Source organism: Gillisia sp. CAL575 (assembly GCF_000403785.1).
In the GTDB taxonomy this organism is placed as follows: Bacteria; Bacteroidota; Bacteroidia; order Flavobacteriales; family Flavobacteriaceae; genus Gillisia.
In genome coordinates, this window is record NZ_APHJ01000022.1 from 63,331 (window position 1) to 79,052 (window position 15,722).

The following is a 15,722-nucleotide window of genomic DNA, read 5'->3' on the forward strand; positions in this document are numbered from 1 at the left end:
ATGCCTAAAAACACAAACTACAAATCAGCTTTAAAACATCCCATTTTTAAGATCATCTCTCAAGCAGCAGAGAATCTAAATTTAGAGAGTTATGTGATTGGCGGATTTGTAAGAGATTTTCTGCTTGATCGTGGAGAACCAAAAGATATAGACATCGTTGCAATTGGAAGTGGAATTGAATTGGCTACCGAAGTATCCAAATTATTACCCAACAATCCCAAAATCCAAATTTTCAAAACTTACGGTACTGCAATGCTCAGAGCTTTTGATCTGGAGATCGAGTTTGTTGGTGCCAGAAAGGAAAGTTATACAGAAGATAGCAGAAATCCGGTTGTGGAGGACGGAAGTCTTGAAGATGATCAAAAAAGACGTGATTTCACAATAAACGCCTTGGCGCTGAATTTAATCAAGACAAATTTTGGAGACCTAGTAGATCCTTTTAACGGTATTGATGATCTAAAGCATCAATTAATTCAAACTCCTTTAGATCCAGATATTACTTATTCAGATGATCCTTTAAGGATGTTAAGGGCAATACGCTTTGCAACGCAGCTACACTTTAAAATTGAACCTAAATCTTTGGCTTCAATTTCTAAGAATAAGAAAAGGATCAAGATCATTTCTAAAGAACGAATTATTGACGAGATCAATAAAATTCTTCTTTCAGAAAAACCTTCTATAGGATTTGCTCTATTGCATAAAACAGGCCTTTTGCCAATAATTTTTCCGCAGTTAACCGCATTAGAAGGAATTGAAGAAATAGAAGGGCAAAAGCATAAAGATAATTTTTGGCATACGCTGGAGGTGGTAGATAATATTTCTGAAAACACGAATGATCTTTGGTTGCGTTGGGCAGCACTTTTACATGACATAGGTAAAGCGCCAACAAAAAAATTTCATAAAAAGATTGGGTGGACCTTTCACGGGCACGAATTCGTGGGCTCCAAGATGGTTTACAAGCTTTTTAAGCAAATGAAAATGCCTTTGAATGATAAGATGAAACTAGTGCAAAAACTCGTTTTAATGAGCTCTAGACCTATTGTTATTTCAGATGAAAACGTCACCGATTCTGCAGTTAGAAGGTTGGTTTTTGATGCTGGAAACGATATTGAAGATCTTATGACACTTTGTGAAGCCGATATCACCACGAAAAATCCAAAGCGATATAAAAAATATCATAACAATTTCAAAAAGGTTCGAGAGAAAATTAAGGAAGTAGAAGAAAAAGATCATATCCGAAATTTCCAGCCACCGGTTTCTGGAGAAGAGATTATGACCTTTTTCAATTTGAAACCTTCTCGCGAGATAGGGATTATTAAAGAAGCTATTAAAGAAGCTATTTTAGAAGGAGAAATTCCAAATGAATATGAGGCTGCAAAGTCCTTTATGTTGAAGAAAGGAAAAGAACTCGGTTTGGAAAGTGTAAAATAAAATATTAAAATTTATAAATATTCACAAGTAGCTTTTAGCGCTTAATTTAATCAAGGTGTATAGAAAATTTGCAAAAATATCGCTAATTCTCGTTTATTTGGTAATTATTGCTGGAGCCGTTGTTCGCATGACAGGATCTGGAATGGGTTGCCCAGACTGGCCAAAATGTTTTGGATATTACATTCCTCCAACTGAAATAACTGAAGTTCAATTTCAAGCGGATAGAGAGTATAAAAAAGGACAGGTTATTATTGTAGACGAATCTTTAATGACTGCAGAACAAGATTTTAAAACAGGTTCAACATACAATACTCAAGATTGGGTTAAATACACTAAACACGATTATGCCATTTTTAATCCTTGGCATACTTGGATAGAATATATAAATCGGCTATTCGGGGCATTGGCAGGGATAGCAGTTTTGATCATGGCGTTTTTATCTCTAAAATATTGGCAGGAAAACAAGAAGATTACCTTACTCTCGTGGTTATCTGTATTTCTTATGGGTTTCCAAGGATGGCTTGGCGCAACAGTCGTATATTCTGTCCTCTCCCCTATTAAGATCACTATTCACATGGTAATGGCTCTTGTAATTGTAGCTTTAATTCTATATCTGCTTCATATTTCTAAACCGAAATCTATAACCAAGATTGGCTTAAAAAGTTTTAGAAGTCTTACACTTTTTGCTGTTATTTTCACTTTGATCCAAATTGTTTTGGGAACACAGGTAAGGCAATTTGTAGATGAGCAAATAAAAATTGTTGGTTACAATATGCCAGAACAATGGCTATCCAAACCTTCAATTATATTTTATATACATAGATCCTTTTCAATTTTAGTGCTTATTTTGAATCTGCTCATTTGGTGGCAAAATAAAAAACTAAATCTTGGGTTTAACAAAGTGAATTGGATCTTAGCATTTATCGGTTTAGAAATTATCACCGGGATTGCTATGTATAATTTCGACTTTCCAGCTTTATCTCAGCCTTTGCATCTGGTAATTGCAACCTTATTATTTGGGGTTCAGTTTTATATTTTATTGGAAGCTTTGCGTGCGCCTATTCGCATAAAAAGTTTGTAACTTTGCCCCCACAAAAATTATCATAATGGTTTATAGATTTAGAGTTATTTTGGATGCACAAGATGACGTTTTTAGAGATATTGAAATTTTAGAAGAGGACACTTTGGAAGATTTTCATAACTCTATCGTGAATGCTTTTGGTTTTGATGGAAATGAAATGGCAGCTTTTTATATAAGTGACGATGAATGGAATCAGGGTGAAGAAATTTCTCAGTTTGATCTTGGTGAAGACCTAGGTTCTGTTAGGTTAATGAATGAAACTACTTTAGATAGTGTAGTTTCTAAGAACCATAGAAAGCTTATCTACGTTTACGATTTTCTAAGTATGTGGACTTTTCTTATTGAATTAGCAGATATTGCTGAAATTGAAGATGGACGTGATTATCCTAACTTAATGTATGTTCATGGACAAATACCTACGGATGCTCCAGATAAGGAATTTGTAGCCGATAAGAATGAATTTGATGATGACTCAGATTTAGATCTGGATAATTTTGATGATTTGTCTTATGACGATATTTGGAATTAAGCCTTTGAACTAAGTTCAAGGTGACAGTTTGAAAACTGAATACTGTTTTCGGTTCAGGTTTCAAGTTTACTTTAATTGATTAATTTTTTTCTCTATACTCAATACTATTTTCTCAAATCTAATATCTCAATTGTAAAATGATCAATCTGTATAATGCCCAAATTGAATCCCTATCTATTCATAGAGTTGGGAATAAAAGTAGAAACGAAAATATTTTCCTTTCTGGTGCTCCTTTTGAGCTTAATGATGAAATTGCTCCTTTGATCAAGGAATATTTCCTGAAATCTTTCAGAGAAAAAGAAGAGAATTACTACCAGTTTACTCATGAAACTGATCTAGAATTTAATGAATTATATAATTATGCAAATCAAATTTTTGATGCTCCAGAGTCGGTACATGAAGTTTCTAAAAAAATAACCACTTTTTTATTTGAACAATCTTCTCATCCCCATATTAAAAGTGGAGAAGTGTATGTTGTTTATTTTGAAAACATGCTGTTGGATAATGAAAAGGTATCGGCAATAGGGATTTTTAAATCTGAATTAAAGCATGATTTCCTTCAGTTTCAGGAAAAAGGTTCTTTATTAGAAATGGTAATTCAGCAGGGTATCAATCTTCAGAAAATGGATAAAGGAGCCTTGATCTTCAATAAAAATAGAGCTGAAGGCTACAAGATCCTTTCTGTAGATTCTAATAGATATGATACTAAATATTGGTTAGAAAACTTCTTAGGAGTAGATGTGCTGGCAGATGAAAATTTCTACACCAAGAAATACCTTAAGTTTTGCCAGAATTTCGCTAAAGATGTAGTGCTTCCTGCTGAGGATAAAAAAGAGGAAGTAATGTTTATGAACCGAAGTGTAGATTATTTTGCAAAAAACGACTCCTTTGAAGAGAACAACTTCTTAAGCTCTGTTATAGATAATCCAGATCTTATCCCGGAATTTAAGAATTACAAACAAGAGAAGGCACCAAAATATAAGATCGAAGATCTTACTGAGTTCTCTATTGCAAATGCAGCGGTAACTTCAGCAAGAAAGTCTATTAAGAATACTATTAATTTAGATACCAATATTCAAATTAAATTGGATTTCATCAATCCAGAATCGGCGCAGAAATTCGTTGAAAAAGGTTGGGATGAAGAAAAGCAAATGTATTATTACTTGGTATATTTTAATAAAGAAGAAAAGAGTTAAACTCTTCTCTTCTTTAGATTTACATTTTCGTAATTTCTTTTTACAAATTCTAATGCCGTTCTTAAGATTTGCCCCATGGTTTTAGCTCTCTTAAACTTCATGTCATTTGTGAATAAGTAAAGGTCTTTTCTTAGCATCTTAACATTTGCAGGAGTAGAAACATGATCGTTGATCATACATCTCACCAATTCCTTAAAACGGGATTGAGCATTGATCATACGCTTAGCTAGCAACGAACGTTCTTCTTTTCTATACTGTTCTATAGAACTATGCTCTAATTTTTGGGTAACCAATTCTACCATTTTTAAATTCTCCTTGAAGAACTGCGGACGGTAAACTTTTAAATTACCTTCATAACACTGCTGATCGAAATCTATAGCGCGTATTGTATATTCTACATGGTCAAAATCGTGTGTTGGAATCACCACATAATTGTAAGATCGCATATCTCCTAACAAACGGATGGTGCATCGTTCATTAAATTTCACGAATTGTTTAGCGATTTGGGTTTTTGCACGATCATCACAATGTGGCAATTCATCCTGAATAAAAACATCTCCTGGAATCCCAGCAATATGCTCTTCAATCAAGGTTTCCTTATAAACCAAAAAATTGATCCTATTAGGTGAAAGGATGTGTTCGAATTCTAAACCATAAATTCTGGAGGCATCGGCTATCTTTACATAGAAATAAGTAAAACTATCATTTAGAGTATTTCTCACCCGTATTCTGAAGGGTTTAGAGTTTCCAAAAGTGCAATAATCTATAGCATCTATATTTAAAAATGGCAAAGAATCGTCACTCCCATCGGAATGCAAAATGGTATATATTTGTTTTAAAGATTCATCAATTTCTATACGCTCGCTGTCAGAATAATAGCAACGCACCCAAAGTGTGTCTTCATCATTTTGATCATAAACAACAATGGATCCAGAAAATCTAAGAAGATCATCATAAAAAACATGGATCTTTGTAGCCCTGTTATATTTTTCCAAATATTTATGTAAACGTTCATTTACAGGAAAGGAAGGTTTTTTCCTGGACATTAAGTTTTCTTCCATTCTTAGGGTTTTTTCAAAAATACAGTATCTGTTTCACTTCTGCAGTAACAAAACGTTAACTTCGACGTCCTATTAAAAAATTCAGATTAATTTGGAAACAATTCTTACAATAAATCAGCTTACCAAAAAATATGGAAGTTTAACTGCTGTTAACAATCTTTCCTTTACAATTAAAAAAGGAAATGTTTACGGAATTTTAGGCCCAAATGGGAGTGGGAAATCTACAACTTTGGGAATGGTTTTAAATGTGGTGAATAAGACTAGTGGTGATTTTCATTGGTTCGACGGAACCGATTCTACCCATGAGGCATTAAAAAAAGTAGGTGCAATTATAGAACACCCTAATTTTTATCCATATATGACCGCTTCTCAAAATCTTGCTTTAGTGTGCAAGATCAAAGGAGTTCAGAAAAATAAAATAGACGAAAAACTAGAAATAGTTGGGTTGCTAGACCGAAAGGATAGTAAGTTCAAAACTTTTTCTTTGGGGATGAAACAACGCTTGGCCATCGCCTCTGCCCTCTTAAACGATCCTGAGATTTTAATTCTAGATGAACCTACCAACGGATTGGATCCGCAAGGGATTCATCAAATTAGGGAGATCATTAGAAAGATAGCATCTATGGGAACTACGATTCTCTTAGCATCTCATTTACTGGATGAAGTTGAAAAAGTTTGTTCTCACGTGGTCATCATTAGAAAAGGAATCAAACTTTATAGCGGTAGAGTTGATGAGATGAATGCTAGTCATGGGTTTTTCGAGCTTAAAGCAAATGATCTTGTTAAACTTCAGCAATTATTGGAGCAGCATCCTTCAATTGGAAAGATTACATTAAATGAAGATTTAATAACTGCCATTTTGGAAGAACCTTTGGGAGCTGATGATTTAAACTCATTTCTTCATCAAAGAGGAATGGTAATTTCTTATTTGGTGAAAAGAAAAGAAAGTCTTGAAGAACAATTTTTACAATTAACCAACGAAAATGCTAAGTAAATGTTACGACTATTAAATATAGAATTACATAAATTGAGATATAGCAGATCTGCTAAGATCCTTATAAGCACCTATTTTATCTTAATTACTTTTATCGCTTTGATCGCTTCTATTGAATTTGATTTGGGACCTGTACATTTTAGACTGGCAGATCAAGGGATTTTTAATTTCCCCTTTATATGGCATTTCAATAGTTATATAGCAGCTATTTTAAAGCTCTTTCTTGCAATTGTTATAGTTTCTATGATGTCTAATGAATATAGCCATAGGACACTTAAACAGAACCTTATTGATGGCTTGAGCAAGAAAGAATTTGTCTTGTCAAAATTCATAACCGTTCTATTATTTGCATTGTTATCAACTATCTTTCTATTTGTAGTCTCACTAATACTTGGCTATTCATTTTCAGATTTTACAGAACTTTCCATCGTCTTTTCAGATATGGAATATCTCGTAGGTTATTTTATTAAGCTTCTTGGGTTTTTCACCTTCTGTATGTTCATTGGAATCCTAATTAAGCGCTCAGCATTTGCCTTAGGCTTTCTATTTATTTGGTGGATTTTTGAAGGAATTCTTTACGGGGTTTTAAATTTTAGATTGTTTAGAGATAGTGACCTTCCTGAAAATATTATGCAGTTCTTTCCGCTTACAGCCATGAGTAACATTGTTATAGAGCCGTTTTCCCGATTAAATTTTATTTCAACAGCAGCTACACAAATTGGAGAAGAGATAAATAAGGATTATGCAGTGCATTGGTACCAATTATTAATTGTGATTGCTTGGACAGTTATCTTCGTATATTTATCACTTGCCCTACTTAAGAAGAGAGATTTGTAAATCTTGATCAAAACAGTATATATGAGGCAACCAATTGCGATAGTAACATTTTTACTAATACTATTTTGCCAGCAAGTATTCGCCCAAAAGGAAGCTGCAAACTGGTATTTTGGAGACCATGCTGGAATATCTTTTAAATCTGGCTCTCCCGTCGCTTTACAAGATGGGCAAATTCAAACAATTGAGGGTGCAACTACAATTTCAGATAGAAACGGGAACTTATTATTTTATACTGATGGACTTACCGTTTACGACAGGAATCACAATATAATGCAAAATGGTACTGGCCTAAAGGGAAATGTTTCTAGTACTCAGTCTGCGATAGTTGTCCCAAGACCTTCAAAACCTGGACGATATTACATATTCACTGTAGATAAGCCAGATTATTTTAGAGTCACCGCAGACCCTATAGAAGGCGTGAATTATTCGGAAGTAGATATGTTTTTAAATAACGGTAATGGAGCAATTATCACGGGGCAAAAGAATGTCCATCTTGTAACCTATAACCCCGGAAATTCATTAGAAAAAGAATTTAAGAGTTCAGAGAAAATTTCTGCAGTAATAAGTGGAGATTGCGTATCGTATTGGGTAGTAACACAATTTACAAATAAATTTTACTCATTCAATGTGAGTGCTTCTGGAGTAAATTCTTCTCCAATAATTTCAACTTTATCCAATAATTTCCCACCACTTATTAACGATCAAGATATAAATGTAACCGCTGCTGGTTATTTAAAAATCTCACCTAACGGTAAAAAAATGGCAGCTGCTTATGCCAATACATCCTTGGGTAGTCCAAGAACTGGTGGTGCTAAAAACAATGGAAAAGTCTTTTTATATGATTTTGATGATTTATCTGGAAAAGTTAGTAATGAGCAATTAATTTTATTTAAAACTTATCCTTATGGAGTCGAGTTTTCTTCAGAATCTACAAAATTATATGCCACAGCAAATACTTTTAATGATGAAGATCAATTACAAAGTGGAGAACTCTATCAATTTGATTTAAATAGTTCTAACGTAGCGGAATCCCAAATACTAATTAATTCGTCTAATAATGTTGCAGGTGCTTTACAGCTTTCTATAGATGGTAAAATATATAGAGCTGGATATCCTATGGTTTCTGGTGCTGTACATCACTCCAAACTTTCAGTAATCAATAATCCCGAACTTCTAGGGACAGCAATTAATTATGCACATAATAGTTTTGATATTTCACCCAAAGATGTAAAACTAGGGCTACCTCCATTTGTGCAATCTCTATTTAATAGTGATTTTGATGTTGATGATCTCTGCTTTGGAGATGCAACCTTGTTTACTATTAGTGGTAATAAAGATTATGATACGGTGAACTGGGATTTTGGTGATAACACCAGCTCATTACTAGAAAACCCTACCCATGTATACTCTAATTCAGGTATCTATACAGTAAGTTTAACCAAAACCCTAAATGGTATTCCTTTAGATCCTGTTTGTAAAGAAATTACAATCGTAAAAATACCTCAAGTTGCAAACAATGTTGTTCTTAGTCAATGTGATACACAAGATAATAACCCAAATGATGGGCTAACAGAATTCAATCTTCAATTAGCTAAAGATGATTTAACGAATAATGATCAAACTCTACAAATATTTTTTTACACTTCTCGGCAGGATGCAGAAATGGATACTTTAAATGAAAATGCCTTAAATAATATTTACAGAAACACTTCCCCATCGGAAACTTTATTTGCTAAGGTTTTAGGTTTTGGATCGGAATGCTTTGATATTACTACCATTAAATTAAATACAACCACTAGCGTAGATCTAACTTCTAGTCCGGCAAGTGGCTGTGACCTTGGTGATGGTACGGCAGAGTTTAATTTTTCTGCAATCGAGAGAAATCTTATTCAGGAGTTAAATTTGCCAAATAATATTGATCTTACTTTCCATGAAGAAGAAGCTGATGCAGCTTTAGGAGAAAAACCTTTGCAAGAAAATTATATATCTGCACCTAGAACAATATTTATAAGAGCAAACAATGATGCAGTTTGTTACGGTTTTGGCAAAATAGAATTAGAGTTAACACCATTTCCTCGATTAGCCTTAATAAACGACATAAATGCATGTACATCACAATTTCCTTTAGAAATTGGTAATGCTATAAATCTAAATAATCCTGAAGATTATAATTTTACCTGGAGTACTGGTGAAAACACCCCTACAATTTATATCATTGAGGGAGGTATTTATGATTTAAGAATAGAAGATCCTTTGCTTGGCTGCGGAAGAAAAATATCTTTTAATATAAATGAAGAACAGAGCCCTCAAATAATTGATGTACAAGTAGAAAACAATGGGATTTCCAGTGATGTCACAGTTATTACTGATGCTATTGATACCCAAGTTTATTTCTCTTTAGATAATATGGAAGGTAATTATCAAAATTCTCCAGTTTTTAAAAATGTTCCCGGCGGCACATATACTGTTTATATAAAAGGAGAAAATGATTGTGCTATAGGTCAAACTGAAATTACTCTTTTTGGCTTTCCATCCTTTTTTACTCCAAATAATGATGGAACACATGACTACTGGAAGCCATTAAATTCTAATGACCCAGATGTAAGGATTAGCGGGATTTATATTTACGATCGTTATGGGAAATTATTGAAACAATTAAACCCGAATGGTCATGGTTGGGATGGGACATTTAATGGGAATAATATGCCAAGTGATGATTATTGGTTTAAGATCTTTTTAGCGAACGGAAAAGAATTCGGGAGTCATTTTAGTCTTATTAGATAAGCACATGACACTTGTTTAAATAGGCAAGATATTTGCTTATTTTCGTGAGGCTAAGAAAAGATTCATGAAATTCGAAATAAAATCAGATTACAAACCTACTGGAGACCAACCTCAAGCGATTGAAAAGTTGGTTGCGGGTATAGATAAGAACGAGCAATACCAAACCCTTTTAGGAGTTACAGGTTCTGGAAAAACCTTTACAGTAGCGAATGTTATAGAAAAAATTCAGCGACCTACTCTTATTTTGGCGCATAATAAAACTTTAGCTGCTCAGCTTTATTCAGAATTTAAACAATTCTTTCCTGATAATGCTGTAGAGTATTTTGTGAGTTATTATGATTATTACCAACCTGAAGCATTTATTCCATCTTCTGGAACCTATATAGAAAAAGATCTTTCCATTAATGAAGAACTTGAAAAGCTTCGACTAAGCACTACTTCCTCCCTATTGAGCGGTAGACGTGATATTTTAGTAGTCGCATCTGTTTCCTGTCTTTATGGTATTGGAAATCCTGTTGAATTCAAAAAAAATGTGGTATCGATTGAAAAAGATATGCATATTTCAAGAACCAAGTTATTACACAGGCTTGTGCAGAGTTTATATTCCAGAACTGAATCAGATTTTAATCGGGGTAATTTCAGAATAAAAGGAGATACTGTAGATGTATTTCCAAGCTATGCCGATAATGCCTTTAGAATTCACTTTTTTGGAGATGATATAGAAGAGATTGAAGAATTTGATCCTCAAACCAATGAGGTTTTGGAGAAATATGAAAAGCTAAATATCTATCCTGCCAACATGTTTGTTACCTCTCCAGATGTATTACAAGGTGCCATAAGAGAGATCCAGGATGATTTAGTGAAGCAGGTAGATTATTTCCAAGACATAGGAAAACATTTAGAGGCAAAGCGCTTGGATGAACGAACCAACTTTGATCTTGAAATGATTAGGGAGTTAGGTTATTGTTCGGGGATCGAGAATTATTCTCGATATCTGGATGGAAGACTTCCGGGAACCAGACCTTTCTGTCTATTAGATTATTTCCCAGATGACTATTTAATGGTTGTAGATGAAAGTCACGTGACCATACCACAAGTGCATGCTATGTATGGTGGTGATAGATCTAGAAAAGAGAATTTGGTAGATTATGGATTTAGATTACCAGCCGCAATGGATAACCGACCTCTTAAGTTTGAAGAATACGAGGCCTTGCAAAATCAGGTTATCTATGTAAGTGCAACCCCTGCAGATTATGAATTACAGAAAACCGAGGGAGTTTATATAGAACAAGTTATTAGACCAACAGGACTGTTGGATCCAATTATTGAAGTTCGCCCAAGTTTAAATCAGATTGATGATCTAATTGAAGAAATTCACATAAGAACAGAAAAGGATCAACGAGTGTTAGTGACCACTCTTACTAAGAGAATGGCGGAAGAGCTAACAAAATATCTCACCCGCATTAATGTGAGATGTAGATATATTCATTCTGACGTTGATACGCTTGAGCGTGTCGAAATTATGCAGGATCTTAGAAAAGGTATTTTTGATGTACTTATTGGAGTTAATTTATTAAGAGAAGGGTTAGATCTCCCAGAAGTATCTCTTGTAGCAATTTTGGATGCTGATAAAGAAGGATTTTTAAGAAGCAATAGATCTTTGACACAAACTATTGGGCGTGCTGCGAGGCATTTAGAAGGTAGAGCTATTATGTATGCAGATAAAATAACCAACAGTATGCAAACAACAATAGATCAGACCAATTACAGACGGGAAAAGCAAATTGCTTATAACACCAAACATAATATAACACCAACTGCTTTGGTGAAAAGCATAGGAAGTTCTCTGGTTAAAAACAAGTTAGATCCATACGTTATAGAAACTGCTCCAACCCTAAAGGCAGCGGAAAAAGAAACAGAATATTTTAGCAAGTCTCAACTAGAAAAACGAATTCGTGCGAAACGAAAGGAAATGGAAGCGGCAGCGAAAGATCTGGATTTTATGAGTGCTGCAAGACTTCGAGATGAAATTAAAATGTTACAGGATAAAACCAAGGAATTGAGTTAAAATTATGTTTTGCGTTAATAAATAAACTAATTGAATTAAATAATGTCATAAAATACTCAATATCAATCACTTATTTTAATACCTTTAAATTTCATTCTTCACATTAACCCTATGTCTTGTGGTGGCTTAATTGTGTTACAAATGAAAATTTACTTCTTTTCTATATTCTTTTTACCCGTTTTTGCTTTTTGCCAAGTTGGTATTAATACTTCTTCCCCAAAAGCACAATTAGATATTGTTTCGGTTTCCCCTGATTCTCCATTAGGAATTGATGGGATACTGATTCCAAGAATCCAAAAATTCCCAGCAGATCCTCCCAATAAAGACCAGCATGGTATGCTGGTCTTTTTAAATTCCAAGGTACTCCCTCAAAAAAGTGGATTTTACTATTGGAATAATGATGTGCTAAAATGGGAGGCCTTAACTGGAAATCCTTCTGAAAATTTTTATAAACCTAGCACGACCGCAAGTCCAAATAATATTACAGATGCACTATTTAGAAACGGGAATATTGGAATTGGAACTCAGGATATCAGCTCAAAATTACAAATAGCCTTAAATTCTGCTACAGATGCAGCAATTAAGAAAGGATTGGAAGTAGATAACAATAATCCAACAGTGGATAATCTTACAACCTATGGAATAATTAGTGACAATCGTAGTGCAACCAATGGCAATAAGTACGGGATTAAAAATAATGTAGGTGGTATTGGGATAGGAATCCATTATGGTTTTTTCAATGAAACCTATCAAAATTCCGGAACTAATGATATTTATGGAATTTACAACAGAGTTGGAATAACTTTAGGCGCGAAAAGCAGCAATTTTGGTATTTATTCCATCATAGGTAATGAAACAAGTCTCGGAACCATTTATGGCATTTATAGTGCCGCACAGGGAAGTAGTAATGCAAAAGTTTATGCGGGTTACTTTGTGGGAAAAGTGGGTATTGGACGAACTCCACAGGACGAATATATCTTACCTGAAACTAGAGGGAGCGCCGGACAAACATTAATAATTGATTCCCAGGGAAATGCAAACTGGACTTATCCTCATACAGGAATCTACTCTACTACTGGCGGAGCCACAGGAGATTTTGTTATTCAAGAAGACACTTATCATTTGAGGATCAATGATGGGATTTCAGGACTAGTTATTCCTTCTGCTAATATAAACAAAGGTAGAATAATCACTCTTACTGCATGGAAAGGCACTAAGACAAAACCTTTTATTTTTTCTGGAACAGAAGATATTTATGACCCTATAACGGAAACGTCTCTTCCTTCAATTTCTGGAGCTCAAATGTTGACAATTCAAAGTGCGGGGAATAGGTGGTTGGTTATGAATATCAGAAAAGCCCTATAGACAAATTAAAAATAATCCTATTCTTTAAGTTCTATCTCTCCTTCTCATTTTTGAAAAGATTATCAACCTATTTCAAAACAATTAAAATCCTAAATTTATCAGAGTTGGTTACTATTTATAATATGTATAAAGTCTAAATTATTGTGAAGTATGTGAAAGGCTAATTCTTAAAATGTTATTTTTAAATTCTGAAACCTTTTTATGAAAAAATTATTATTTAGAACTCTCTCTTTTTTTAATATCATTGAAAGTAAAATCGCCTTCTACCCTACCGTTTTAGCCTTGTTTGGGATATTCTTTGCTTTTCTATTAATGTATTTAGAAAGTTTAGGAATTTCAAAATACCTATTAGATAAAGCTCCTATACTTGTTGTAGATAATGGTACTACCGCTATGACTTTACTTTCTGCCTTTATTTCAGGGCTTATATCGGTTATAGTTTTTAGCTTTTCTATGGTGATGCTCTTACTAAGTCAGGCCTCCAGTAACTACTCCCCAAGATTATTGCCCGGATTAATATCAGATAAAAAACACCAGATAATTTTAGGGATCTACTTGTCTACAATCCTATATAACATCTTTATTCTATTTTCGATCCAACCAACCGGAGATAAATATCAGATTCCAGGGTTTTCTGTTCTAGTAGGGGTTGTCGGGACCGTAATTTGTATCTATGCCTTCATCTTTTTTATTCATAATATCTCACAGTCCATCCAAATAAGCAATATCTTAAAGATGATTTATACAAAATCAAAAAATAGGTTGGACGAAGTGATTGAAAAAGAAGGCCCACATTTGGCAACTTTCCCCGATAGTGATGACTGGTATGAATACCAATCAGAAAAAAGTGGTTACTTACAGAATATCTCATACACAAATATGATTGATTTCAGTATAGAAAATAACACTCAACTTCATTTTCTGCCTTTTAAGGGCAACTTTATATTGAATGGGATTCCCATGTTTAGATCTAAAATTAAGCTTGAAAAAGATCAAGTAGATCAAATTTTAAACAATATAAGTTATGCTAGAGAAGAATTGGTGGAAGACAATTATGTTCTAGGTTTCAAACAGTTAAGCGAAATTATTTTAAAAGCAATGTCTCCAGGAATCAATGATCCTGGAACCGCGATAAATGCAATAGATTATCTTACAGAATTATTCGCCCTAAGAATGCAAAAAAAAGATCTCAATATAATTAGAAGAGATGAAATTCCTTATTTAAAAGTTAAAACAATAGATTTTAAGGATCTCCTTTATCAAGTTATGGTGGCCGTTAGAACCTATTGTAAACATGATGTTACCCTGAATCAAAAGCTATTAGTGATGTTGCACTATTTACTTCATCAAAAAACCTATAATAAGGATTACTATGATTACATAAAGGAAGAAGCCTCACTTCTGTTATCTGACGCCAAGGGAGCCATAAAAAATCCTGTAGATATTGAAAGACTTACAAGTTTAGCTGATTCTTTCACATTCAAATTAAATGAGGCTGCTGAAGATGAATAAAGTATTTTACTTAAGTTTCAGTTTTTTAATTGTAATCCTAACTGTACTTCCAACTATGGCTCAATCAACGGCTTCAAAAAATATAAGCACATTTTCTATACAGGCTAAACAACTAGATACTATAAAAAAGATATGGGTGTATTTGCCAGAAAGCTACTCTTCTAATAATAAAAAATTTCCGGTTTTATATCTTCAAGATGCTCAGAATTTATTTGATAAATCCACTTCGTTTGTAGGAGAATGGCGCGTAGATGAATCTTTGGATAGTCTTAATCTTGATTTAATTGTGATAGGAATAGAACATGGTAATGAAAAACGGATAGACGAATTAACACCTTATCCTCATTCTGAATATAAAGGTGGAAAAGCTGATTCTTACCTGGATTTTATAATGAACACTTTAAAACCCCATGTAGATTCACTTTATCATACTTCATCATCTGCTGAAAATACTTTTATTGGAGGCAGTTCTTTAGGTGGGCTTTTCTCTTATTACGCTACGCTAAAACATCCAGATGTATTTGGGAAAGCAATAGTCTTCTCCCCTAGTTTTTGGTATTCTGAAGATATATTTGATTTTACAGAAAGTTTAGAACTAAAAAGCCTATCTAAAAATCAATTCTACTTTAGAGCCGGAGAAAAAGAAAGCGAAAAGATGCTGCCGCTAATGTATAAAATGAAAGAATTGCTTTCTACAAAGCTAGCTTCTAATACACAAATAAATATCGATTCTATTCCGGATGGAGAACATAATGAAAAACTCTGGTCAAAGTCGTTTGCTGATGCTGCAATTTGGCTATTAGAATTGGATAAGTAATTTTAAATCTCTAATACCTTTAATCAAAAAAGCCACAAATTCAGGAA

12 protein-coding genes are annotated in these 15,722 nt (G+C 33.7%); 11 read left to right on the forward strand and 1 reads right to left on the reverse strand.

Translation table 11 applies throughout. The features are described 5' to 3' along the window. The 4 genes from I130_RS06290 to I130_RS06305 all read left to right on the forward strand — a co-directional run bounded on the left by I130_RS06290 (position 1) and on the right by I130_RS06305 (position 4,237). The gene (locus I130_RS06290; protein WP_034920582.1) at positions 1 to 1,431 is read left to right on the forward strand and encodes a CCA tRNA nucleotidyltransferase; all 1,431 of its coding nucleotides are present in this window, start codon (positions 1 to 3) and stop codon (positions 1,429 to 1,431) included. A gap of 55 nt (positions 1,432 to 1,486) precedes the next feature. Beyond that, a complete protein-coding gene (locus tag I130_RS06295; protein WP_034920583.1) occupies positions 1,487 to 2,512 on the forward strand; it encodes a COX15/CtaA family protein in 1,026 nt (341 codons plus the stop codon). 25 nt (positions 2,513 to 2,537) lie between these two features. Continuing rightward, positions 2,538 to 3,041 carry an IS1096 element passenger TnpR family protein gene (locus tag I130_RS06300; protein WP_034920584.1) on the forward strand — a complete coding sequence of 168 codons (504 nt, stop codon included), beginning with the start codon at positions 2,538 to 2,540 and terminating at the stop codon, positions 3,039 to 3,041. A 137-nt stretch (positions 3,042 to 3,178) separates the two neighbouring features. After that, a complete protein-coding gene (locus I130_RS06305; protein WP_034920586.1) occupies positions 3,179 to 4,237 on the forward strand; it encodes a nucleoid-associated protein in 1,059 nt (352 codons plus the stop codon). On the opposite strand, the gene I130_RS06310 is transcribed toward I130_RS06305, so the two are convergent. Next, entirely contained in the window at positions 4,234 to 5,298 is a 1,065-nt protein-coding gene (locus I130_RS06310; RefSeq protein ID WP_034920587.1) for a hypothetical protein, read from the reverse strand. The genes I130_RS06305 and I130_RS06310 overlap by 4 nt on opposite strands. 91 nt (positions 5,299 to 5,389) lie before the next feature. Between I130_RS06310 and I130_RS06315 the strand changes: the two genes are divergently transcribed. The 7 genes from I130_RS06315 (at position 5,390) to I130_RS06345 (ending at position 15,675) form a co-directional block, all read left to right on the forward strand. Further along, a complete protein-coding gene (locus tag I130_RS06315) occupies positions 5,390 to 6,292 on the forward strand; it encodes an ABC transporter ATP-binding protein (RefSeq protein ID WP_034920588.1) in 903 nt (300 codons plus the stop codon). After that, positions 6,293 to 7,129, forward strand: a complete 837-nt coding sequence (locus I130_RS06320; protein WP_034920589.1) for an ABC transporter permease — start codon at positions 6,293 to 6,295, stop codon at positions 7,127 to 7,129. Between the two features lie 21 nt (positions 7,130 to 7,150). Next, positions 7,151 to 9,913 carry a T9SS type B sorting domain-containing protein gene (locus I130_RS16200; protein WP_051119627.1) on the forward strand — a complete coding sequence of 921 codons (2,763 nt, stop codon included), beginning with the start codon at positions 7,151 to 7,153 and terminating at the stop codon, positions 9,911 to 9,913. Between the two features lie 64 nt (positions 9,914 to 9,977). Next, complete coding sequence (gene uvrB, locus I130_RS06330) at positions 9,978 to 11,981, forward strand: excinuclease ABC subunit UvrB (RefSeq protein WP_034920592.1); 2,004 nt, start codon at positions 9,978 to 9,980, stop codon at positions 11,979 to 11,981. A gap of 141 nt (positions 11,982 to 12,122) precedes the next feature. Further along, positions 12,123 to 13,346 carry a hypothetical protein gene (locus I130_RS06335; RefSeq protein WP_034920654.1) on the forward strand — a complete coding sequence of 408 codons (1,224 nt, stop codon included), beginning with the start codon at positions 12,123 to 12,125 and terminating at the stop codon, positions 13,344 to 13,346. 201 nt (positions 13,347 to 13,547) lie between these two features. Next, on the forward strand, positions 13,548 to 14,858 hold the full coding sequence (locus I130_RS06340) for a DUF2254 domain-containing protein (protein WP_034920593.1): 1,311 nt from the start codon (positions 13,548 to 13,550) through the stop codon (positions 14,856 to 14,858). Beyond that, positions 14,851 to 15,675, forward strand: coding sequence for an alpha/beta hydrolase (locus I130_RS06345; protein WP_034920594.1), 825 nt, complete (start codon positions 14,851 to 14,853; stop codon positions 15,673 to 15,675). The genes I130_RS06340 and I130_RS06345 overlap by 8 nt, the downstream gene beginning before the upstream one ends. Positions 15,676 to 15,722 lie beyond the last annotated feature (47 nt).

Excerpts from the sequence above, each read along its gene's own strand:
- I130_RS06290 (WP_034920582.1), top strand. The coding sequence starts at position 1 with ATGCCTAAAAACACAAACTACAAATCAGCTTTAAAACATCCCATTTTT.
- I130_RS06300 (WP_034920584.1), top strand. The coding sequence starts at position 2,538 with ATGGTTTATAGATTTAGAGTTATTTTGGATGCACAAGATGACGTTTTT.
- I130_RS06305 (WP_034920586.1), top strand. The coding sequence starts at position 3,179 with ATGATCAATCTGTATAATGCCCAAATTGAATCCCTATCTATTCATAGA.
- I130_RS06310 (WP_034920587.1), bottom strand. The coding sequence starts at position 5,298 with ATGGAAGAAAACTTAATGTCCAGGAAAAAACCTTCCTTTCCTGTAAAT.
- I130_RS06320 (WP_034920589.1), top strand. The coding sequence starts at position 6,293 with ATGTTACGACTATTAAATATAGAATTACATAAATTGAGATATAGCAGA.
- I130_RS16200 (WP_051119627.1), top strand. The coding sequence starts at position 7,151 with ATGAGGCAACCAATTGCGATAGTAACATTTTTACTAATACTATTTTGC.
- uvrB (WP_034920592.1), top strand. The coding sequence starts at position 9,978 with ATGAAATTCGAAATAAAATCAGATTACAAACCTACTGGAGACCAACCT.
- I130_RS06335 (WP_034920654.1), top strand. The coding sequence starts at position 12,123 with ATGAAAATTTACTTCTTTTCTATATTCTTTTTACCCGTTTTTGCTTTT.
- I130_RS06340 (WP_034920593.1), top strand. The coding sequence starts at position 13,548 with ATGAAAAAATTATTATTTAGAACTCTCTCTTTTTTTAATATCATTGAA.
- I130_RS06345 (WP_034920594.1), top strand. The coding sequence starts at position 14,851 with ATGAATAAAGTATTTTACTTAAGTTTCAGTTTTTTAATTGTAATCCTA.